This is a genomic window from Martinezella sp. CNPSo 3890, assembly GCF_057784455.1.
Window position 1 is genome coordinate 1 of sequence record NZ_JBXSOR010000009.1, and the last position, 20,658, is coordinate 20,658.

General features: G+C 60.7%; 17 protein-coding genes and 1 pseudogene. 1 reads left to right on the top strand and 17 read right to left on the bottom strand.

The window, feature by feature from the left end; all coding sequences use genetic code 11:
* Positions 1-149: 149 nt before the first annotated feature.
* Both AC13RC_RS20300 and AC13RC_RS20305 read right to left on the bottom strand, forming a co-directional pair.
* Positions 150-689 (bottom strand): carboxymuconolactone decarboxylase family protein, encoded by a 540-nt coding sequence (locus tag AC13RC_RS20300; RefSeq protein WP_113352295.1) that lies wholly within the window; start codon positions 687-689, stop codon positions 150-152.
* 17 nt (positions 690-706) lie between these two features.
* Positions 707-2,032 (bottom strand): aspartate aminotransferase family protein, encoded by a 1,326-nt coding sequence (locus AC13RC_RS20305; RefSeq protein ID WP_113352294.1) that lies wholly within the window; start codon positions 2,030-2,032, stop codon positions 707-709.
* Positions 2,033-2,253: 221 nt separating this feature from the next.
* Here AC13RC_RS20305 and AC13RC_RS20310 point away from each other — a divergent pair, with 221 nt between their 5' ends.
* Positions 2,254-3,153: a MurR/RpiR family transcriptional regulator gene (locus AC13RC_RS20310; RefSeq protein WP_368518398.1), complete on the top strand. Its 900-nt coding sequence runs from the start codon at positions 2,254-2,256 to the stop codon at positions 3,151-3,153.
* Positions 3,154-3,165: 12 nt separating this feature from the next.
* Here AC13RC_RS20310 and AC13RC_RS20315 read toward each other — a convergent pair whose 3' ends face one another.
* From AC13RC_RS20315 to AC13RC_RS20385, 15 genes and pseudogenes are all read right to left on the bottom strand, one after another.
* A complete protein-coding gene (locus AC13RC_RS20315) occupies positions 3,166-4,098 on the bottom strand; it encodes a MurR/RpiR family transcriptional regulator (RefSeq protein ID WP_113390739.1) in 933 nt (310 codons plus the stop codon).
* Positions 4,099-4,107: 9 nt separating this feature from the next.
* On the bottom strand, positions 4,108-5,157 hold the full coding sequence (locus AC13RC_RS20320; protein WP_113352292.1) for a C45 family autoproteolytic acyltransferase/hydrolase: 1,050 nt from the start codon (positions 5,155-5,157) through the stop codon (positions 4,108-4,110).
* A complete protein-coding gene (gene glnQ, locus AC13RC_RS20325) occupies positions 5,147-5,875 on the bottom strand; it encodes a glutamine ABC transporter ATP-binding protein GlnQ (protein ID WP_113331659.1) in 729 nt (242 codons plus the stop codon). Before glnQ ends, AC13RC_RS20320 begins: the two co-directional genes overlap by 11 nt.
* Complete coding sequence (gene glnP / locus AC13RC_RS20330; protein ID WP_488558278.1) at positions 5,872-6,528, bottom strand: glutamine ABC transporter permease GlnP; 657 nt, start codon at positions 6,526-6,528, stop codon at positions 5,872-5,874. Before glnP ends, glnQ begins: the two co-directional genes overlap by 4 nt.
* Before the next feature lie 59 nt (positions 6,529-6,587).
* Complete coding sequence (gene glnH, locus AC13RC_RS20335; protein WP_113352291.1) at positions 6,588-7,325, bottom strand: glutamine ABC transporter substrate-binding protein GlnH; 738 nt, start codon at positions 7,323-7,325, stop codon at positions 6,588-6,590.
* Between the two features lie 457 nt (positions 7,326-7,782).
* Positions 7,783-8,188, bottom strand: a pseudogene (locus AC13RC_RS20340) (NAD(P)H-dependent oxidoreductase); the annotation flags it as partial.
* Positions 8,175-9,221 (bottom strand): ketopantoate reductase family protein, encoded by a 1,047-nt coding sequence (locus AC13RC_RS20345; RefSeq protein WP_113352290.1) that lies wholly within the window; start codon positions 9,219-9,221, stop codon positions 8,175-8,177. The pseudogene AC13RC_RS20340 and the gene AC13RC_RS20345, both read right to left, overlap by 14 nt.
* A gap of 2 nt (positions 9,222-9,223) precedes the next feature.
* Positions 9,224-10,420, bottom strand: coding sequence for an acyl-CoA dehydrogenase family protein (locus AC13RC_RS20350; RefSeq protein ID WP_113352289.1), 1,197 nt, complete (start codon positions 10,418-10,420; stop codon positions 9,224-9,226).
* Positions 10,420-11,523: an LLM class flavin-dependent oxidoreductase gene (locus AC13RC_RS20355; protein WP_113352288.1), complete on the bottom strand. Its 1,104-nt coding sequence runs from the start codon at positions 11,521-11,523 to the stop codon at positions 10,420-10,422. Before AC13RC_RS20355 ends, AC13RC_RS20350 begins: the two co-directional genes overlap by 1 nt.
* A gap of 141 nt (positions 11,524-11,664) precedes the next feature.
* Positions 11,665-12,756: an LLM class flavin-dependent oxidoreductase gene (locus tag AC13RC_RS20360; RefSeq protein ID WP_488558279.1), complete on the bottom strand. Its 1,092-nt coding sequence runs from the start codon at positions 12,754-12,756 to the stop codon at positions 11,665-11,667.
* Entirely contained in the window at positions 12,753-14,456 is a 1,704-nt protein-coding gene (locus tag AC13RC_RS20365) for an ABC transporter ATP-binding protein (protein WP_113352286.1), read from the bottom strand. The genes AC13RC_RS20360 and AC13RC_RS20365 overlap by 4 nt, the downstream gene beginning before the upstream one ends.
* Positions 14,435-15,283, bottom strand: coding sequence for an ABC transporter permease (locus AC13RC_RS20370; protein ID WP_113352285.1), 849 nt, complete (start codon positions 15,281-15,283; stop codon positions 14,435-14,437). Before AC13RC_RS20370 ends, AC13RC_RS20365 begins: the two co-directional genes overlap by 22 nt.
* Entirely contained in the window at positions 15,280-16,290 is a 1,011-nt protein-coding gene (locus AC13RC_RS20375; protein ID WP_113331855.1) for an ABC transporter permease, read from the bottom strand. Before AC13RC_RS20375 ends, AC13RC_RS20370 begins: the two co-directional genes overlap by 4 nt.
* A gap of 33 nt (positions 16,291-16,323) precedes the next feature.
* Positions 16,324-17,976 (bottom strand): ABC transporter substrate-binding protein, encoded by a 1,653-nt coding sequence (locus tag AC13RC_RS20380; RefSeq protein ID WP_488558280.1) that lies wholly within the window; start codon positions 17,974-17,976, stop codon positions 16,324-16,326.
* Positions 17,977-18,163: 187 nt separating this feature from the next.
* Positions 18,164-20,464 (bottom strand): molybdopterin guanine dinucleotide-containing S/N-oxide reductase, encoded by a 2,301-nt coding sequence (locus tag AC13RC_RS20385; RefSeq protein WP_113352283.1) that lies wholly within the window; start codon positions 20,462-20,464, stop codon positions 18,164-18,166.
* Between the last annotated feature and the right edge of the window lie 194 nt (positions 20,465-20,658).

Consider the following 20,658-nt stretch of genomic DNA (forward strand, 5'->3'; position numbering starts at 1 on the left):
TTATTCCGGCGTTCGTATTCTTTCAAGAGCATTCAGTCCGAGCACTTCTGTTCTGGCGATCTAAAAGACCACAGGGTACAACGGGCAAGAGATCGGTATAATGAGGCAGTCAAAATCTGCTTCTGACGGAGCACCCCACATCACCTGATCTAAGATAATGGTTTTTCAGCTAGCTCTCCGGCAACAGCCTCATCGATCGGAGTGTCATAGGTCATCAGCACATAGCCAAGCACTGTATAGAAGCCGACTGTGGCAATGAGGTCGAACACCCCTTGCTTTCCCAGCAGGGCCGAAAGCCCTTTTTCCAGATCGGGCGGCAGGCGACGCAGATCGAACAGTGCATCGACGGCCTGAGTAATAAGACCGTCCTCTCCCTCCGGCGTGCCTCGTAGTGTACGGATACGCGCATCGGACATTCCGAGCGCGCGGGCGCGACTGACATGGTGCGCCCATTCATAGGCAGAGCCCATCCGGTGAGCAGCACGCAGGATCACGACTTCGGAGCGGATTGGACCAAGGACGTTATCCTTGACGATGTGCTGGCGCAGCGGAGCCCAGGCTTTGAGGAGCGCTGGATGATGCGCCATGGTGCGGTAGACGTTCAGTGCGCCCGCGAAGCCCGGCAGCATGTCGGTAATTTCGTTCGGCCATTTGTCGTCTGAAAGGGGCGGGCAGGGGGATGTTGTCATCACGAGGGCTCCGGAGATCAGGCCGTTACGGCGGCGTGAATAGCATCGGTCAGCCGGTCGGCGATCATATCAATCTCGTCCTCGCGGATGATGTAGGCAGGAGCGAGCAGGACATGGTCCCCGTAGCGGCCATCGATCGTGCCACCCATGGGATAGCACATCAGACCTCTCTGCATGGCTTCCTTCTTGATCCGGGCATGGATCTTACGCGCAGGGTCGAAGGGCGTCTTGCTGTCCCTCTCCGCTACGAGCTCGACTCCGCGAAACAATCCGCGTCCACGAATATCTCCCACATAGGGCGAGCCGCCGAGACGGGCTTCGAGCCCGGCCTGAAGGCGCTCACCCATCACAGCGACATTTTCCATCAGGCCGGGCCGTGTGAGGATTTCGACGACTTTGTTGGCGGCAGCAGCAGCCATCGGATGGCCGATATAGGTATGACCATGCTGAAAAAGCCCCGAACCTTCAGCGAAAGCCTTATAGATCCTGCGTGACAGCATCACTGCGCCGATCGGTTGGAAACCGCCGCCCAGACCTTTAGCGATGGTGACGAGATCGGGCACGATACCTTCCTGCTCCAACGCGAAAATCGTTCCCGTACGCCCCATGCCGCACATGACCTCGTCGAGGATCAGGAGGACGCCGTATTTGTCGCAGATGTGCCTAATCTTCTTGAAATAATCAGCGATCGGACCGACCGCACCAAGCGTGGCGCCGACGACGGGTTCGGCGATGAAAGTCATGACCTGATCGGGCCCAAGTTCCAGGATTTTGGCTTCCAGCTCCGCTGCCAGACGGGTTGCGTAGGCTTCCGGCGTTTCTTGCGGCAACTTATCGCGATATGCGTAGCAGGGCGAGATATGGTGCGTCTCTGGCAGAATGGGCTGGAATTGCGCGCGTCGCCATGCGTTGCCACCTGCGGCCAGCGCACCGATCGTATTGCCGTGATAGCTCTGCCGGCGTGCGATGATATGGCGCCGCTGCGGCTGACCGATCTCCACGAAGTACTGGCGGGCCATCTTAAGCGCAGCCTCCACGGCTTCCGAGCCGCCCGAAACCAGATAAACGTAATCGAGACCCTCAGGCGTCAGCACCACAAGTTTCTCGGCAAGCTCTTCGGCTGCATCCGTGGTGAAGAAGGATGTATGGGCATAGCTGATGCGGCCCATTTGCTCCCTCATAGCTTCCAGCACTTCGGGGTGATTGTGGCCGAGGCAGCTGACGGCGGCACCGCCGGAACCGTCCAGATAATGGCGGCCTTCGCTGTCAATAATGTAGACCCCCTCTCCAGCAATGGCGTGTGGCAGATCGGATGCGATGGAGCGGTGGAGAATTTTGGTCATCGGTGTGTCCTGGCTGCGCGCTGTTCGCGGTGACGGAGAGAATGTCGTCACGAGCCAGATTGCAGATTTAAAGGACGAGTGCAACGATTGTTTTATATTATGCGAAACGAGACGATTGTATCTTCTCTCGACAATTCGGTGCGGAGCGAAGTGGCGCGCTGTAAAATATTGACTTGCGTGCAGGTCTCGGGAACAGCATGATTGAAACAGTGAGGCACGGCATGAACCAAGTGTTGCAGAACGATTCTCTGCGTTCGCATATTGTCGAACGCTTCGACGGTATGTCGCCGCAATTGCAACAGGCGGCTCGTCACATCATCGAGCATCCACAGGAAGTGGCGCTCGTCTCCATGCGGGAACTTGCGCGGAACGCCGGTGTGCAGCCCTCGACTATGACTAGGCTTGCGAAGTTCCTGGGTTTGTCCGGTTATGACGACATTCGCATGCATTATGCCGAGGTTATCCGTGGCGGTGGCGAGGGCTTTGCCGCTCGCGCGGCTCTAAAAGGAGGACATCGGAGCGGTGAAGCCAAAGAAGGCTTGGCGGAACGGATGCTCAGCGGGCTTTCGGCACAGATTGCCAGCCTTTGCGAGCCCCATTCGCTGGAACGGCTCGGTTCGGCCGCAACTCGGCTGCACGAAGCACGCCGGATCTATGTTCTCGGGCTCCGCTCCTGCCACTCCGTGGTATGGCATTTCCACTATGTCATGAACTTGCTCGGCGAAAAAACCGTGCATCTCGATGGTCCGGCTGGAACGGGCGGCGACGGGCTCATTCGCGCCGGCGCGCAGGACGTTCTGCTCGTAATCTCAATCAATCCTTATGCCCGCGTGACGCTTGAACTGGCGGAAACCGCCCGCGGCAAGGGATTGGGAATCGTTGCGATCACCGACAGCGAGGTTTCTCCACTGGTTTCCATCGCCGACGACCTCATTCTCTGTCCGACCGAAAGCCAGACCTTCTTTCACACGTTGACGCCGGCGCTCGCTATCTCGGAAGTCCTATGTGGGTTGCTGGCAGCGCGGGACGAGTCTGCGGGCCTTGAGGAGTTGAAGCGCGTAGATCAGCATCTTAAAGCCCTGAACACCTATGCGACATCTATTCCGCGTCGGAAGATATGAGCCGGATCGCCGTCATGGGTTATCCGCTTCGATCCGCAGGTCCTTGATCAGCGCTTCACGCCTCGCAAGGGCGCTGACGGCGCTTTCGCCCAGAATGCGCGCAACGAGGTTGAGCAGGCCCTCGCAGAAAACGACATAGGCACCCATGCTGTTGCTGAAGAAGCTGCTGGCATGCGGCACGAAAAAAGCATGTTCGGAAGGTGCGACAAGCGGTGACGACCGGGTGTCTGTCACAGCTATCACACGAATGCCGTAACGCGCGGCAATGGTCGCGACATCCGCTACATTTCGCGTATAGGGCGCGCAACTGGCGACGACAAGCACGTCGCCGGCCGCAAGCTGCGCAATCCCTTCCGCTTCACCGAGTCGCGGTGCGTCAAGAAGGCCGATGTCGTCGCGTAGCATTGACAGTCCGTAGGTGAGGAAGCTTGCGAAGGCATGGAATTGCCGCACTCCATAGACGCGAATACGGGGCGCATGGGCCAACAGCGCCGCGGCGGCGCTCAGGTGCCTGTTGTCGAGTTGGGCAAGGAAGCCGTCGATGTTGGCTTTCGATTCCGTTGCCAGCCTTTCGAGCACCGCATGCTCTTCGCCATCGCCTTGTCGTGCGGAAATCAGCCGGCCTGCCTGACGACTGTAGAAGTAGCGCTCGTCGTCGGTGATTGCTTCGCGAAAAATGCCCTGAAAATCGTTGAAGCCACCATAGCCCAGACGCTGAGCCAGCCGGGTGAGCGTCGATGGGTTGACGCCAAGCGCCGCTGACAGTTCCGAAATGGTCCGTACCGCTGCCTGTTCTGGTATGTCGACCAGTCGCGATAAGACATCGAGCGCTTTGCTGCCCAAAGACAGGCTCGTCTCCCCACGCCTTATGCCGACGGTCAGCGCCCGCAGTTCTTCCAGCGTCTGCGGACGCTCAAAAGTGGTTGGCAGGTCGCTGCCCGTCATTCAAAACCCTCAAGCGAAACAAAGCGCATCGTTTGAAAAACGAAAGCGCGGAACCGATTCTGGGCCATCATAGACGGTGCATTCCACCTTGTCCGCCCCGATGGCAAAGTGTGCGGTCGCCAGCGTGTTCTCGTTATCGGGATCGTCTGGTTGCGTGCGATAGATGGGCAACGCCTCCTCGTTCGTGTCGCGCAGAATGGCAAGGGGTTCGACGCCCGCTTCACCGGCCAATGCGATCATCGCATCCCCGCGTCGTTGTCGTGACTGGGAGGAAGCCGTCACCACCTGTTCTTCCTTCCCCATTCGGTCGTGGATCAGATGGTTGGCATGGCTGGAGGGCGCCATCAGCCGCACAACCGATACATCCTCGTGGGTGAATTCGACGCTGAAAATGTCCTTTGCGCCAGGGGAGGCAAGGGTAAGGTGGAAGGCGCCCGATCTCGGCATGGCCCGCAGCAAATCGATAGCTTCTTCCGGAGACGCACAGTCGAGCAGCGCCCGTGTCAAGACCATGCGAGGCAGTCCGTCACCGCTCCGTCGCGAACGGATATTGTTGACGGTCACTACGAGACCAGCATCGTTGATCGCGAATGTGTGGCCGGGAATGGAGGCGGGATAGACGAAAGCCGAGAAAGTGTGACCCTGCTTGGGCCGCACCGTGGCCATCGCGCATCCGGCGCGCAAGCCCGGGTCCCCATCCTCGTTATGGGCGACAACCGGTTGAATGCCCGGGAGCTGCACGGTCGTACAGCCGTCCGGACTCATCGTCCAGATATCGCCTCGGCAGTTCCAGGCGAAGACCTTCTCAAACGGAAGATCGAGCCCTTCGGCAAGGCCATGCAGCTCCTCCAGGTGTTGTGGGTAGTGCTTTTCGGTCAAGGACAGCGCTGTGCGCACACGGTCGCTATCGCAAAAGGAGCTTACGACCGCCCAGGCGTGCGTGCGAACGAGATGATGATGCGCGGCGGCAGCGCCCTGGCGACCGAGCGCCTTGCCAATGCCATGGCTGTCACCTTCCATGGTAATTGATGTAAGCTGATTGGAAATATTAATGGACATGCTGGAGGAACTCACGAAGGCGGGGATTTTCGGGATTATCGAGAAGAGCAGCCGGGTTGCCGTCAACAGTGATCTTGCCGCCCTCCATGAAAATCAACCGCGTTCCCACCTGCCGCGCAAAGGCGATCTCGTGGGTGACGACGACCATCGTCATGCCCTCTTCGGCGAGTGACTGCATCACTTTGAGCACTTCCTGTCGCAATTCAGGATCGAGGGCCGAGGTCGGCTCATCGAACAACATGAGCTTCGGTTTGACCGCGAGCGCACGAGCAATGGCGACGCGCTGTTGCTGTCCACCGGACAATTCCGAGGGGTAGTGGTGGCCCCGCTCCGCCAGCCCCACCTTCGCGAGCAGTGTTTTGGCTTGTTCCGTCGCTTCGGCTTTGCTGAGGCTGCGGACGCGGCGAGGGCCGAAGGCAACGTTTTCCAGTGCCGTCATCTGCGGGAAGAGATTGAATTGCTGGAACACCATGCCCGCTTCCTGGCGGATGAGGCGCACGCGCGAGCGTCCCTCGCGCACGCTGATATTATCGACGACGAGATCACCGCCATCGATTTCCTCCAGCGCATTGATGCAGCGCAAAAGGGTGGATTTGCCTGAGCCGGACGGACCGATCAGCACCACGACCTCGCCAGCCTCGATGTTGAGATTGACATCCTTGAGCACCGTGATTGGACCGAAGGTCTTGGTGACGTTTCTGAATTCCACGATGCTCATAGGATGCGCATCCTCTTTTCGGTGAAGCGGAGGGCGAAAGTCAGGACGCCGGTCAGGATGAGGTAAAGGATGGCGACTGCGGTCCAGATCTCCACGGCACGGAAATTGGCCGCCATGATCTCCTGTCCCTGCCGCGTCAATTCGCCGACACCGATGACGATGAAAAGCGACGTGTCCTTCAGGCTGACGATGAATTGATTGCCGAGCGGCGGGATCATCCGGCGAAAGGCGATCGGCCCGACGACATAGGCCAGCACCTTCCACATCGGCAGGCCGAGCGCGAGGCCTGCTTCCTGGAGGCCTTTGCTGACGGAAAGCAGGGTGCCGCGAACGATTTCCGCTATGTAGGCGCCCGCATTGACGATGATCGCGGTGATGGCGGCCGTCATGGGATTCACGCGGATGTCGGCCAGCATCGGCAAGGCGAAATAGATGAACATCACCTGCACGACGATGGGCGTGCCGCGAATGATTTCCACATAGACGAAGGCGATGGCGTTGAGCAGCCAGTTGCCATAGGCGCGCATGAAACCTGCGACGGCGCCGACGGCGATGCCGCCGACAAGACCCGCAAAGGCGATAAGAACGGTCAAGCGCGCGCCGCCGAGAAGGGCGGGCAGTTCGTCGATGACCACCGACCAGTCGAATTGCATTGGAATACTCCCGTGAACTGCGCGTCGGAGGAACCGACGCGCATGAGGCTACCGGGCGATCAGAGCTTCGGCTCAGCGCCGAACCACTTCTTGTAGATGGCCGTGTAGGTGCCGTCCTTCTTGAGCTTGGCAAGCGAGGCGTTTACCTTGGTGACGAGATCGCTGCCCTTCGGAAAGGCGATGCCATATTGCTGCGCCATCATCTGCTCGCCCACGGCCTTTACCTTTCCGCCGCCGGCGGTTTTGATGTAATAGAGCACGTTCGGCGTATCGTGCATGGCGGCGTCCACTCGACCGGTCTGAAGTTCCATGTAGGCGTTGTCGACATTGGGGAACTGGCGCAGTTCCGTGTCCTTGAAGTTCGCCTTGGCGTAGTCGGCGGCAGAGGTGCCGGTCTTGATTGCGAGCGTCTTGCCTTTCAGGTCGGCTGGGCCGACAATTTTGCTGTCTGCAGGTACCATCAGCAGGAAACCGCTATCGTAATAGCCGTCGGAGAAATCGATGACCTTCTTGCGCTCGTCCTTGATGGTGATGCCGGCGAGGCCAACATCGACCTGCTTGGTCTGGAGTGCAGGGATGATACCGTTGAAGTCCATCGGCTGAAGCGTGTAGGTCACGCCGATATCCTTGGCGACCGCATCCCACAGGTCGATATCGAAGCCTACATATTTGTCGCCTTGTTTGAATTCGAACGGCACGAAGGCGGTATCGGTGGCCACGACGAGGTCTTTCGCCTGAGCGGCACCGAAGGATATGGCGGCTGCAACCGCGCCGATCAGCAGATGACGAATGCGCATTTTCACGGAGACGTTCCCCTTTGTTGACGCGTCCGAAGTTTGCTCTTCGACGCTGTACGCAAATGTAGAACGCTTTATTGATTTTGTCGCATTGAAAATTTGCGTGGCGATTTCGCGTGGAAATCAGCCTCTGCCCCAATTTTGTGCCTTCGTCGTACCCATCACCTCCGTAGGTAGACAAAGATCATGGCGAAAAAACCATATGGCAGAATGACTTAGGATGCACGGGAAGCACGTGCGGACGAACCCTCGTCAAGCCGATTGATTAAACACGATGCGATCTGCTGAAATATGAAACACATGAACCGCATGATGTAAAATCGCAACATCCGTTTCAAAACTCAAGAAAAGCTCAATTGTCCCTGATGTTTCGGAAGGGTTTCGGGGGGCTTGGCTCCCAGTCCGCCGAGGGCGAACAGCCTTGCTATGACCGGTTTCGCTGTCCTGCAGCGCGAGGCATGAAAAATCCAAATAATGGGCGCAACTGGTGCTCCGCCATCAGCGCGTGACGATCGCCGCCGCCAGTTGCCGTGATGAGGATCGGTTTCGACTTGAGCTCATGGGGGGCGATGAGATCGATCAGATGCTTGAACAGGCCAGGATATGTACCCTTATAGGTTGGAGCACCGACGATCAAAATATCGGCGTCGACAATCTCCTCGATGACATGCTGTGCCTTGTCATCGAGTTCTTTGCGCCAGAAGAGAAGTACCGAGCGATGGCCCGACATCAATCATGTCGTAAGTCACCCTATCAAAGCCGTAGCGATCGCTTGCGCGTCCGGCGACATGCTGCACGAGCGCTGTGGTTTTGGAAGGCCGACTAAAGCTTCCAGATATCGCGGCGATCCTAGAGGTTCCCATATCTTTCCTTTCTGTCGGTTTGCGGGGCCGCAGGCCCGCTCAGTGCTGCCCTTTCGGTAATGACGGGATAGAATTCGCCAATATCTCGCGTGCCTAGGGAATGGCCATCGATCGCAAGCCTCGCTGCTGCCCGCTGGAAGGCTGCGTTGATAGGTGCTGCGACGCCGTGAATTCTTCCTAGCCGGACGATTTCGCCGTTCAGATAATCGACCTCGCTTGAGGTGCCGCGGGTGAAGCTTTGCCAGGTCGATTGCTGGCCGGGCTTGATGCCGCTCTCTGGCGCGACGCGCCAGGACGAGATGTCGATCGTCCACTCCGAGGGGGCTGCCGGATCGTAACCGGCAGCAATGAGAACGGCGCGTGCCTCTTGGGCCAACCTGGCTGCGGCCTCTGAGCGAAGCTCGGGAGAACCTGCGAAAAGCTCGACCGCATTGGTAACGTTATGTTCGAGCTTGGCTGCCTTCCATCGCCGGATGTCGGGGCGTGCTTCGGCGAGGTAGCCCGCCTTTGCAAGATCGGCGACGATCGACACGGCCGTGTCGTCGAGCCCTTCGGGATAGCGGCCAAGGGCGACGATGCCGACATTTGGCTCGCCTCCGACGACGACCTCGCCGGTGACGGTGTAGCACGCCGGAATGCGGATACTGGCCGCATAGACACGATCGAAGCGCCGCAGCGCGATATCTTCCGCGGCGAGCCCGTTTTGCAATGTTACGAGAGGCAGTTCCGATGCAGAGCCTTTACCCTCGACCTGCCGCCAGGCCCAGAATTTCGTGGCCGACTCGACATCCTGTGCCTTGACCGCAAGGACAAGAATATCACCGGGGCGAAGCGTTGGCGGCGAAGCTGTGTCGGCGGTCTTGAGCCGGAGCACACTGTGTGCGCCCGCCCGTCGATACGAGAGACCGTGAGCGGCGATATGGGCAATCTGGGCGCCGCGTCCAACGAGCACATAGGGAATGCCATGCGTTTCGAACTCGGCAGCAAGGCTCGCGCCGACCGCGCCGGCACCGATGATGATGTAGCGCGTCATGATCAGGCGGTCTTCAATACGGTGAGACTGACCGGAGGCGCCAATGGCGCGTCCCTTTCGCTCTTCCAACGTTCGAAGGCGGCGCGCCCGAGAATGGAAATGGATGTGTCTTCCTGCGGCGCATGGACGAGCACCGACTGAATGTCCCGGAAATGGCGTTCCAGTCCCAGTTCGTTCCCGAGGCCGGGATTACCAATGCCGCGCACGGCGATCTGCACCGCGTCGCGCAGCTGCCGGCCCGCAAGCAGCCGGGCCCGTATGTGCTTTTCGGCCTCGGCTTGCTTGTCCTTCAGGGCATCGAAAATGATCTGCCGGGCGCCGGAGACGAGGAGGTCGATTTCACCCGAAAGCGTCACGAAGCGTTCCGTGCGGGCGATCGGATGGCCGAGGTTGGTCGGAACACGCTCGTGAGCAAAACGAATGAACGCCTCCTGAGCGGCCTCGGCCACCCCGAGGTAGAGCGCGGTCAGCGCAAGCGTGATTGCCGCGTGGGCGCGATTGTCCTGCTGCGCCACGGAGGGATCGACCAGATCGATGACATTTTCCGGCGGGATTTCGACATCGGTATATTCGACATCGTGAGAGCCGGAGGCACGCATGCCGAGACTGTTCCAGTTCTCGATGACGCGAATGCCGGGGAGTTTGTTCGGAACGACGAATGTTCCGACCCGGGCCGGCGTTTCATCGGTATGTGCCCAGACTAGGAAATGGGTCAGACCGTGCGCGCCGGTAACGAAGCGCTTGCGGCCGGTGATCGACCAGCCGGATGCCGTGCGGCGGGCAACCGTCGCCGGCAGGCCGCCACGGGCGGGTGAGCCGAGGTCCGGTTCGACACGCGCGGCGTTGAGAAGCAGCGGGCGCTGCTTGGCCTGTGTGAGCAGGCCCGTATAGAGATCCTCCGGCCAATGGTTTTTCGTTGCCTGGCCGAGATGGTTGAAGATCGTCATGGCGCTGATCAGCGCGACCGACGGATCGCCCCGGCCGAGGGCCGCAAGGATCGTCGCGGCCTCGTGAAGGGTTGCGCCGGCGCCGCCATATCTCGCCGCGACGGTGCTTTCGAGCAGACCGCTTTGATGAACCGCCCGGACACCGACCCATGGGAAGTCCCCGGTCCGGTCCGCCTCGGGGGCCGCGTCCGCAAGAGTGCGCGTCGTCGCCTTCAGCAGGCCTGGATCGAAAGGCGTGTCATGGGCGATCATCAAGCCGCGGCCTTCTTCTTTGCCTCTTCCCGTTCGCGTATGCCCTCACGCACCAGCGGCAGGATGTAGCGGCCGTAGTCGACGGCGTCGTTGAAGTTGTCGTAGCCGCGGATAGAGATCAGGTCGGCGCCGAGATCGATATAGTCGAGGATCGAATCGGCGATCGTGCGCGGCGATCCGACAAGCGCGGTGGTTGCCCCGGAGGCATTGGTCGCCGTAACCGTCGGATACCATAGGGCGCGATCATGGACGTCGCCGCGTGCGGCAATGTCGAGAAGCCGCTGCGATCCGACATTGGCGGGGCGAGGGGCGGTGGGCGGCGCGCGATGAAGGCCCTTTTCCCGGTTTTCCTTAAGGCGATCGAGGACCCGGTGAGCTTTTTCCCAAGCCAGTTCGTCGGTCTCCGCGACGATCGGACGGAAGGTCACCCAGATTCGAGGCCGGTCGGTCCTACCGGCCTTTGCCGCCTCGGCATAGATCCGCTCGATCTGCTGCTTGGTTTCCGCCAGAGGCTCGCCCCACAGTCCGAAGATGTCGCAGAGAGAGCCGCCAATGCGGTAGGCGGCGTCCGATGATCCGCCGAGCGAGATCGGGATCAGTCCGTGCGTCGGGCGAACGGCACTGCGGAATTGCTTGAATTGGTAGTATTTGCCGTCGAAATCAAAGGGCTCCGTTGAGCTCCATGCAAGCCGCAGGATACGGATATATTCCTCCTGCCGCTCGTAGCGCTGCTCCTTGTCGAGGAAGTCGCCCTCGCGCGCCTGTTCCTCGTCGCTGCCGCCGGCTATGAAGTGGACGACCACGCGCCCGCCGCTCAACTGGTCAAGTGTGGCAAGCGATTTGGCCGCGACCGTCGGATAGATGGTATTAGGCCTGAGCGCGACGATGATCTTGATGTTCTTCGTATGCGCAAGGACGGTGGCGCCAATGGTGAATGGGTCGAAGGAGGAGGACGAGTAGGGGATCAGCGTATAGTTGAAGCCGTAGTCATCGAGCGCGCGTGCATAGCGCTCGAGATAGCTGGGATCCACCGGAGCGTCCGGGATGGGATTGAGATCGTTCGAGGCGTTGGGAAAGCTAACGCTGATGAATTCCGCGGACATGGGAGCTCCTCTGATTGTCGAATGTTGGACAAAAGTTAGGCGGCAGCTAAGAAGTAAGGAAGACAGGTCTTTCTATTTCCATTGAAACTATAGAAAATATTCCCTAATCGCTCCCGCGGAAGATCTGGCCGAGCGGCGGCCTTACCAGTCGGGCGACCAACCGAGGCTTGGAGCGACGGTTTCAGTAAGATCGGTGAGCAGCCGGATGTTCTCGGCAAGGTCGAAGGCAGGCGGCAGAAAGAGGACGACTTCGTCGGCCGCGGCAAGGCCGGGATCACTGAGCACCGCTTCGATGACCTGGTCCGGCGTGCCGTGGAAGACCGGTGAGATCTGGCTTCCTGGCGGCTGATTGGTCCGCGAGCTCGGCTCAAGCGCGCCCTTCGGCCGCGATGCTGCAATGCCTTGGGTGCGACGCTCGAGATCATAGGCGGCGTATTTTTCGCGAAGGTCCGGCGTGGTGCCGACCAGGATTGACGCTGCCACAGCAACAGGCGGCGGCTCGCTTGTCCGTTCCCTCCGCCAGGTGGCTCGGAAAGCCTCGATGCAGCGCGCCTGATAATCTGCGAAGCTCTCACCTTCGGCGTGATCATGCTGTACGGTTCCCGCTATCAGCCCGATGCCGAGTTCGGCGGCTTGTATCGCCGATCCAAGGCTGGCGGAGCCCTGTCTGATGCGCGAGCGAAGGGTCGGACTATGCGGCGTCACCCTCAGTTGGCTGCCCTCCGCGGCACCCTGGCCGGGTCCTGTGATGGTGTGCAGAACTTCGCCTGCGATCGCGGAAAGAAAATGGGCCTGACGGCGCTTGGCTTCCGTCCGGGCATCGGTATCGACCGTGCCGAAGACGGCATCGAAGGCGGCGTTGGAGCCGGTCGAGATCGCCAGTTCCAGCCGGCCGCCGATCAGGAGATCTGTCGTGCCTGCGGCTTCCGCCAGCAGGATGGGGTCCTGATAGCGCATCGGAATGACGGCCGAACCGAGGACGATATGGCTGGTGTGTTGGCCGGCTGCGGCAAAGAAGGGGAGCGGTGAGGACAGATAATGGTCGAAATGGCGCTGATAGGCCCAGCCCGACTGGTAGCCCAGACGTTCGGCCGCCTTGAAAAGTTCGATGCCCTCCCGCAAGCCGTGGGCAGGCCCGGTCTCGTCGTTGAACGAGACGCGCGTGTTGAAGCCAAGCCGCTTCTTCGGACGGAATGACGCGGACGGCGCCGCGGCGGGGGCGATGACGGTCATGCAATCTTTTCCTTGTCGAAGATCGGCCGGTGCTGCGGGGGTTGGGTGCGTGTGAAACGTGCGGCACCCGAAGGGATCGATTCCAACAGCGAGCGCGTATAGGCCTGGCGGGGGGTGTCGAAGATCTCACCCACGGTGCCATGCTCGACGATGCGTCCGCGCTGCATGACCGAGACCGTGTGGGCAAGCTGGCGCACGAGCGCCAGATCATGCGACACGAAAATATAGGTAAGGCCGAGCTTGATCTGCAGCGACAGCAGTACCTCGACAATATCGGCCTGAACGCTGACGTCGAGCGCGGAGGTAGGCTCGTCAAGCACGATCACGTCAGGTTTCAGGACAAGCGAGCGGGCAATGGCGACGCGCTGGCGCTGGCCGCCAGACAAGGCGGCGGGCTTGCGGGACAGGAGATGCTCTCCCAGCCCGACGTTTGCGAACGCCCTGCGCACCGCAAGCGCCCGCTCCTGATGGGGCCCGATCTTGAAGCGGTCCAGCGGCTCGCGCACGAGCCTCTCGACGTTCCAGGTCGGATCAAGCGATGTGAAGGGGTTCTGGTAGACGAGCTGCAGGTGCCGCCAGACAGAGCGCAGCTGTTCGGGTGATCGACCGTTGACCTGTTCGCCGCCAACAGTGATCTTCCCGGCGTCGGGCTGCTCAAGCCCGAGCAGAAGCCGGATCGCCGTTGTCTTTCCGGATCCGGATTCACCGACCAGCGCATGCGTCGTTCCCGCCTGAACGTCGAACGAGACGTCGTTGACGGCGGTCAGCACCTTGCCGTCGACGGTGAAGGTCTTCGTTACGCCGCTGACCTCGATCTTCGGTGTCCTTTCACGCGGGGCGCCAAGATGCCGGAAACCGGGCTCTCGCAACGGCCGGTACCGGTTCGGGTTGAGTGCCGGCACGTCGCCGTGAAGTTTTCTAGCGTAAGAGGAGGAAGGCGCGGAGAATATCGTAGCGGTACTGCCAGCCTCCTGGACGATGCCGTCCTTGAGGACCACGATGGAATCCGCGCGCTCGGCTGCGATCGCCAGGTCGTGGGTGATCAGGAGAAGGCTGATCTGCAGTTCCTCCTGCAACTTCGACAACAGGTCGAGAATCCGCTTTTGGATCGTCACATCGAGCGCGGAGGTCGGCTCGTCTGCGACCAGCAGCGACGGCCGCGGCAGAACGGCGAGCCCGATCAGCACGCGCTGGAGCATGCCGCCGGAAAGTTGATGCGGATAGGAGTCGTAGACGCGCTGGGGATTGTCGAGCCCGACCTGTGCGAATGTCTCAAGAACGAGTGCCTTGCGAAGCACCTTGTCCGTTTCGTCGAGCAGTGCGGCCGCTTCCATCGCCTGCGCGCCGATGGTGCGGACCGGGTTCAAGGAGTTGCCGGGGTCCTGCGGCACGAAACCGATCCTGCGTCCCCTGAATGGACGGAAGCGGCGCTCCGGAAGCCCCAGAAGCTCCTGGCCCTCGAATTCGACGCGGCCCGTGGCATGTCCCGCTGCGGGAAGCAGTCGCAGGACGGCGCGGGCGATGGTCGATTTTCCCGATCCGGATTCGCCGATCAGCGCGAGACCTTTGCCGCGTCCAAGCTCGAAGCCGACATTGCTGACGACCCTATGGGTGTCGTAGGCGACCGACAATCCTTCGGCCCGCAGCAGCGGGGTCGATGGGCGGTTTGAAAGCATGGTCAGTCTGTCTTGCGGAGCCATCGGCTGATCCTGTTTACAGAGAGGACGGTTGCGATCGTGACGAGGGCCGGGGCATAAACCAGCCAGGGCCATTTGAGGTAATCCTTGCCGATCGAGATCAGCAGACCCCAGTCGGAGGCCGGCGGCGGATCGCCGTAGCCAAGGAAGGCGAGGCTGGCGATCACCAGGATGGAATCGCCAAACTGCAGGACGGCAAGCGGCAGCACCGATCGCGATGCGTTCGGAAGCACGTGACGCCACAGAATGTGCCAGCGCGAGCCACCGAGGAGGAAGGACGATTCGACGAATGTGGCCTGTCGGGTCTTGATGACTTCGGAGCGCATCACCCGGGCAAACAGCGCAACGGCTGAGATGCCGGTCGCGATTGCCGCATTGGTCGTGTCGAAACCGATTGCGGTGACGACGATGACCGCCAGCAGGAATTTGGGGATGGCCAGCAACACATCGACGAGCCGGGCAAAGACCGTGTCCACCCAGCCGCCGAAGAAGCCGGCCAGCAGTCCGATAATTCCGCCGGCGACGACGCCGATCACGACTGCAATCAGTGCGCTCGCCACCGAAGAAGCCGTGCCATAGACGACGCGTGTATAGAGGTCGCGGCCGAGATGGTCAGTACCGAACCAGTGTGCCGCACTTGGGCCGAGCAGCTTTTGAGCGGGAGTGCCGTTCACCGGATCGTAATGGGTAAACAGGCTGGGCGCCAAAGACCAGCCGATCGCCAGAGCAACGACCAGAAACGAAAGGATGACGACGGGCGGCACGCGCAGGCCCGTCAGACGGCTGAGCGCGGTCGTGCGGGGGGTGGAGGAAACAGAGGCAAGTGTCATGGGGTCAGCCCCTTGGAGATGGGGAGAGAGCTGTCGTCGGCGGTCGTCGGACGGCGGTCTTGCCCGCCGAGAAGTTTGACGCGCGGATCGAGCAGCGGATAGGTAAGGTCGGCGATCAGGTTGACGACCACGAAGACCACTGCGGCGAGCGAGACGACGGCTTGCAGGACCGGCAGGTCCTGCGTGCTGACCGACCGCTGCACCAGGCTGCCGAGCCCGTTTCGGCCAAACACCGTCTCGGTTATCAGCGAGCCCCCGAGCAATTCGCCGATCGTCAAAGCGACGACCGTGATGACCGGAAGCGATGAGGGCTTGAGCAGGTGCATGACGAAGAGACGCATCTGGCCGAGCCCGCGTCCACGTGCGACGGCGGCATAATCCTGGCTGGATTCATGGTCGAGATTGGCAATCAGGACTTCGGCGATCTGTGCCGAGATCGGAATGCCGAGGGCGATCGCCGCGAAAAGCGTTGCCCAGAAACTGTCGGGCTGGATGACGCGAAAGACGCCGAGCTGAAAGCCGAAGAGATGGATCAGCACCAGGCCGATCACGAAGTTCGGAACCGACAGGAACAGCGACGGGAAGCCGCGGAGCAGTCCCTGGCCAAGCCGCCGGGGCAGAAATTGCGTGCCGTAGGCGATGATTGCCGCCAGGAACAGCGCAACCGCGAGCCCCGCCGAGGCAAGCACGAGTGTCGACGGCAGAACCTCCGCAATCAGCGTTGCCACCGGCCGGTTAGTTCGCATCGACAGACCAAGATCGCCAGTCACGAAGCCGGAAAAGGCGTTCCAGAGCTGCACGGGGACCGGCTTGTCCAATCCCTGCGCGGCGATGATCTCCTTGATCTCATCCGGGGTGAAGCCGTTCTGCGGGTTGTTCAGGACGTTGGTAATCGGATCGCCGGGCAGGATGCTGACGACGACAAAGGTGAAGACATAAGACAATAGGATCACGACGATCGCTTGCAGGAGCCGCTTTCCGGCATACACGAAATAGGCTTTTCTCATGCCCATCACCTCTGTGTCTGTTGAACGGCCGGACTATTCGCTTTTCGTGGCGGTGTAGTAGCTGGCATAGGCGACGCCGTTGTAGACCGCTCCCTTGAGCTTAGGCGACTGCACATAGATGCGCTGGACGATCTGTGTCCGCGGAATGAAATAACCCTGGTCGAGGACGTATCTCTGCAACTCATCGAGCAGCGGTTTGCGGGCTTCGATGGAGCCGGCGCCGGCGATCTTGTCGCGCAAGTCGTTGAGGGTCTTGTCGCTCTCGTCGAGCGCAAACCAGTTCTCGCCATTGTTGGCATTCGTCAGGATGCTGGCGACGGTGCCGGCGTCGATGAAGGAGCGCGTCACCTCATATGCCGGTACGCCCGCGCCGCCATACTTTACCTTCTGCCCGAAGGTGACGACGTCATAGGCACGGATATCGACCTTCCAGCCGATCTTGCCGAGCTGCTGGGCAATCAGTTCGTCGATCGATTTCGATGTCGCGAGGTAGGGGTTGGAATTCAACGTCAGCGACAGCGGCTTGCCATCCTTGACGCGAATGCCGTCCATTCCCTTCTTCCAGCCTGCCTCGTCGAGAAGCTTCTCTGCCTTTTCAGGATTGTAGGCAAGCAGCGGGCTCTGGTCGGTCGCACCCGGAACGTTGCTCTGGATGAACGACGTCGCAAGCTTCCAGTCGGGCGTATAGACCGTGTCGATGATCTCCTGGCGATTGATGCCAGCCTGAAGTGCTTGGCGAACCCTCACGTCGTCATAGGGCGCAAGCTTGGTGTTGATCGCCCAGCCGTTGACGAAGCCGAGATAGCGAGGCGTCGCTACCGTGAGGCCTTCCGACTTGAGAGACTCGAGCTCCTGCGGCGATGCGTTGTAGGCAACGTCGGCCTGCCCGGACTGGACGGCCGCGACGCGCAGCGACGGTTCCGAGACGAGCTTGTAGGTGATCGTATCGAGATGGGCGGGACCGGTCTGGCCGACCGCGGCAGGACCCCAGTTGTAATCCTTGCGCTTGGCAAGCTTGACGTAGTCGCCTTCCTTCCAGGATTCGACGACATAGGGGCCGCTGCCGGAGGTCCTGCTCAGGTCCGCTTGGGCGCTTGCCGGCGAGGCGATGGTCTTCGGGGAGATGAGGATAGAGCCGTGATAGCCGAGTGTCGGGATGAAGCCGAGGGTCGGCTTCTTGAAGAAAACCTTCACGGTCGTCGCATCGACGGCTTCGGCATGATCATAGGTCTTGGGGAACAGGCCGATCGGGTTGATGCCCTCGCTCTTGCGTCCGGCATACCAGATGTCGAGATTGGCAACGACGGCTGCTGCATCGAGCGGGCTCCCGTCGGAGAAGGTCACGCCGCTCTTGAGATGCAGGGTGAATTCCGTCGCATTGTCATTCTGCTCCCAGCGCTCGGCGATCCACGGGCTTACCTTGCCGTCGGCATCGACATAAAGAAGCTTGTCGGTGACATGGCCCCAGATATGGCCCTGAAAGCTGGAGATCGCGCTGTTGTTGGGAATCCAGGTGTCGCCCAGCGAATCGATCAGGAAGACGACATCTCCGCCATCATGCGCGCCGTCCTCAGCCAATGCCGGGGTTACATTCGCTGTTGCGACCAGGGCGGCAAATGCCAGCGCAGAGGTGGCGGTCAGCAGACGACGCCGGGAAAGAAGAAGGCGAGGAGAACGGTCGTTCATGAAGCAGTCCTGTTTGGTTGCCGGGCTAATGACGAACAGGAGCCTATGTGAGCGGATCGGTTTCGAGAAAGACTGGTTGTTCTTTTTCCATCAAATTTGTAGATTATTTTGTCAGCGCGATCTGAAGCACGAGGATCAGGATTTCCGCCGGTCGAGTGCCGGGCGAGCGGGATTGCGTGACGACGGTCTATCCGACGATAAACGTCATTCCATCGAGAATGCGTACGGGCGGCGGTTCACCGGTAAAGCGCTCGACATCGACCTTCGTCAGCTGGCCCGTCGAGCCTTGGGAAAGCTGCGATGTGCCGGCGTCACGGGTGAGGATGTTCGGATTTCCATGAACGCACATGGCCATCGCAGCTTCAGCGTTATCGGGCTCGAACCATGCGCCGGTGGCAAGCTGCATGACACCCGGTCTTACATCCCTACTGATGACAGCGGCGGCGAGGCAACTGCCGCGGGCGTTGAACAGCCTGACGATATCGCGGTCCGAAATGCCACGCTCTGCGGCATCGGCAGGGTGGATGCGCAGCGGTTCCCGGCCGCCGATCTTGGTGGAACGGCTGAAGTCACCATAGTCCAGCTGGCTGTGAAGGCGCGAGTGGGGCTGGTTGCAGACGAGATAAAGAGGATAGGGACCTTCCGCCGCCTCCGTCTTCGGGTCCGGTCCATACCAACGTGGATGGCCGCGGCAATCGTCATAACCAAAGCTATCGATTGTTTCGGAGAAAATTTCGATCTTGCCCGATGGCGTCGGCAACGGATGGGCGTTCGGATCGGCCCGGAATGCGCGCGCAGGCCCGCCGTCGTCGGGTCTTACCGGTAGCAGCAGCTCTCCCTTTTCCCAGAACGTTTCGAAGTCCGGCGCCGGATGACCGGCGGCGACGAGGGCTGTTCGCGTGGTCTCGAAGAGGAAAGCGAGCCACTCACGGCTTGACCGGTTTTCGGTGAATTCAGCGCGCTTGCCGAGGCGCTCTGCAATATCAGCGAATATCTCGTAGTCGGAGCGTGCTTCGCCGACCGGTTCAATCAGCTTCTTCATCGCGATCATCATCGGATCGCGGTCGGCCGCACCGATATCGTCGCGCTCGAGCGTCGTGGTTGCGGGCAGGACGATATCGGCGTGGCGTGCAGACGACGTCCAGGCCGTCTCGTGCACGATAATCGTCTCCGGCTTCTTGAACGCCTGGCGAAGCCTGTTGAGATCCTGATGGTGGTGGAACGGATTGCCGCCGGCCCAATAGACGAGGCGGATGTCAGGATAATGCAGGGCCTGACCATTGTAATGGAACGGTTCGCCCGGGTTCAGAAGCATGTCGGCGATCCGTGCGACGGGAATGAAATCCGGCACTGGATTGTGAAACTGCTTGAGCGTCGGCAGGGGCACGGCAAGCTGGCTTTTGCCGATATTGCCGAGCGCACCAAGCGAATAGGAAAAGCCGCCGCCATCCAGGCCGATCTGGCCGAGCATGGCCGCCAGTACGATCCCCATCCAGACCGGCTGCTCGCCGTAATCGGCGCGCTGCAGCGAATGGCTGACGGTGATCAGCGTTCGGGCATTCGCCATGCTGCGCGCCAAATCCACGATCGTCTCGGCGGCGATACCGCAGATGCCGGCTGCCCATTGCGGGCTCTTCTCGATGCCATCCTCGCGTCCCAGCAGATAGGCCTCAAGGCGTGGATAGCCTGTCGTATAGCGGTCGAGAAATTCCCGATCGTGCCGTCCCTCGCTGATGAGCACGAAGGCGATCGCCAGCATGAGCGCGACATCCGTTCCCGGGATGACCGGCAGCCATTCGGCCTCGAGATCACCTGCAATGTCATCCTTGAGCGGGCTGATGAGGACGAAACGCGCGCCGCGCGCACGGGCGCTGCTCAGCGTCGGGCGTACGACGTGCCGGCTGATGCCGCCGCCGTGGACATCGGTATTCTTCACCGCCATGCCGCCGAAGGCGACGATCAGCTCGCTGCTGCGCTCTATCGCTTCCCAGGTAACGCTCTTTCGGTCGAAGGTATCGTAAGGACCGAGCACATGCGGAATGATGACCATCGCCGCGCCCGAACTGTAGGTATTGACCGATCTGACATATCCGCCGAGCACGTTGAGGAAGCGGTGGATCTGGCTTTGCGCATGATGAAACCGCCCTGCGCTGGACCAGCCGTACGAGCCGCCGAAAATGGCCTGCGGTCCGGCTTCGGCGTGAACACGGCGAAGCTCGTTGGCGACAAGATCGAGCGCTTCCGGCCAGCTGACCTCGACATATCCGTCGCTCCCACGTTTTCCGGCATTATCAGGCCGGCCTTCAAGCCAGCCGCGCCTGACGGCCGGGCGCCGGATGCGGGCGGGGCTATGAGCGATTGCGGACAGGTTGCCGAGCAGGGGCGATGGATGCGGGTCGGCGGGATGGGGACGGATTTCGAGGACGTCGCCCCGGTACCGTCCGTAGAATGCGCCCCAATGAGAGCTGTGGGGTTTGAAGCCGTCCATCGCAGCGTCTCCCGTGAACAAGGGTGGAAAGATCGGCAATCCTCACCCAGGCAGGATCTTGCCGGGGTTCATGATGCCCTCGGATCGCCGGCGTGGGATGGATTCGCCGCGGCCATGCTGGTCACGCAACGCGTGCGAGGTCGATGAGCGGTTATCGAATCTTGCCTGTAATTGGACCGATAGCTCGGGGATAG

Excerpts from the sequence above, each read along its gene's own strand:
- AC13RC_RS20300 (WP_113352295.1), bottom strand. The coding sequence starts at position 689 with ATGACAACATCCCCCTGCCCGCCCCTTTCAGACGACAAATGGCCGAAC.
- AC13RC_RS20305 (WP_113352294.1), bottom strand. The coding sequence starts at position 2,032 with ATGACCAAAATTCTCCACCGCTCCATCGCATCCGATCTGCCACACGCC.
- AC13RC_RS20310 (WP_368518398.1), top strand. The coding sequence starts at position 2,254 with ATGAACCAAGTGTTGCAGAACGATTCTCTGCGTTCGCATATTGTCGAA.
- AC13RC_RS20315 (WP_113390739.1), bottom strand. The coding sequence starts at position 4,098 with ATGACGGGCAGCGACCTGCCAACCACTTTTGAGCGTCCGCAGACGCTG.
- AC13RC_RS20320 (WP_113352292.1), bottom strand. The coding sequence starts at position 5,157 with ATGTCCATTAATATTTCCAATCAGCTTACATCAATTACCATGGAAGGT.
- glnQ (WP_113331659.1), bottom strand. The coding sequence starts at position 5,875 with ATGAGCATCGTGGAATTCAGAAACGTCACCAAGACCTTCGGTCCAATC.
- glnP (WP_488558278.1), bottom strand. The coding sequence starts at position 6,528 with ATGCAATTCGACTGGTCGGTGGTCATCGACGAACTGCCCGCCCTTCTC.
- glnH (WP_113352291.1), bottom strand. The coding sequence starts at position 7,325 with ATGCGCATTCGTCATCTGCTGATCGGCGCGGTTGCAGCCGCCATATCC.
- AC13RC_RS20345 (WP_113352290.1), bottom strand. The coding sequence starts at position 9,221 with ATGACGCGCTACATCATCATCGGTGCCGGCGCGGTCGGCGCGAGCCTT.
- AC13RC_RS20350 (WP_113352289.1), bottom strand. The coding sequence starts at position 10,420 with ATGATCGCCCATGACACGCCTTTCGATCCAGGCCTGCTGAAGGCGACG.
- AC13RC_RS20355 (WP_113352288.1), bottom strand. The coding sequence starts at position 11,523 with ATGTCCGCGGAATTCATCAGCGTTAGCTTTCCCAACGCCTCGAACGAT.
- AC13RC_RS20360 (WP_488558279.1), bottom strand. The coding sequence starts at position 12,756 with ATGACCGTCATCGCCCCCGCCGCGGCGCCGTCCGCGTCATTCCGTCCG.
- AC13RC_RS20365 (WP_113352286.1), bottom strand. The coding sequence starts at position 14,456 with ATGGCTCCGCAAGACAGACTGACCATGCTTTCAAACCGCCCATCGACC.
- AC13RC_RS20370 (WP_113352285.1), bottom strand. The coding sequence starts at position 15,283 with ATGACACTTGCCTCTGTTTCCTCCACCCCCCGCACGACCGCGCTCAGC.
- AC13RC_RS20375 (WP_113331855.1), bottom strand. The coding sequence starts at position 16,290 with ATGAGAAAAGCCTATTTCGTGTATGCCGGAAAGCGGCTCCTGCAAGCG.
- AC13RC_RS20380 (WP_488558280.1), bottom strand. The coding sequence starts at position 17,976 with ATGAACGACCGTTCTCCTCGCCTTCTTCTTTCCCGGCGTCGTCTGCTG.
- AC13RC_RS20385 (WP_113352283.1), bottom strand. The coding sequence starts at position 20,464 with ATGGACGGCTTCAAACCCCACAGCTCTCATTGGGGCGCATTCTACGGA.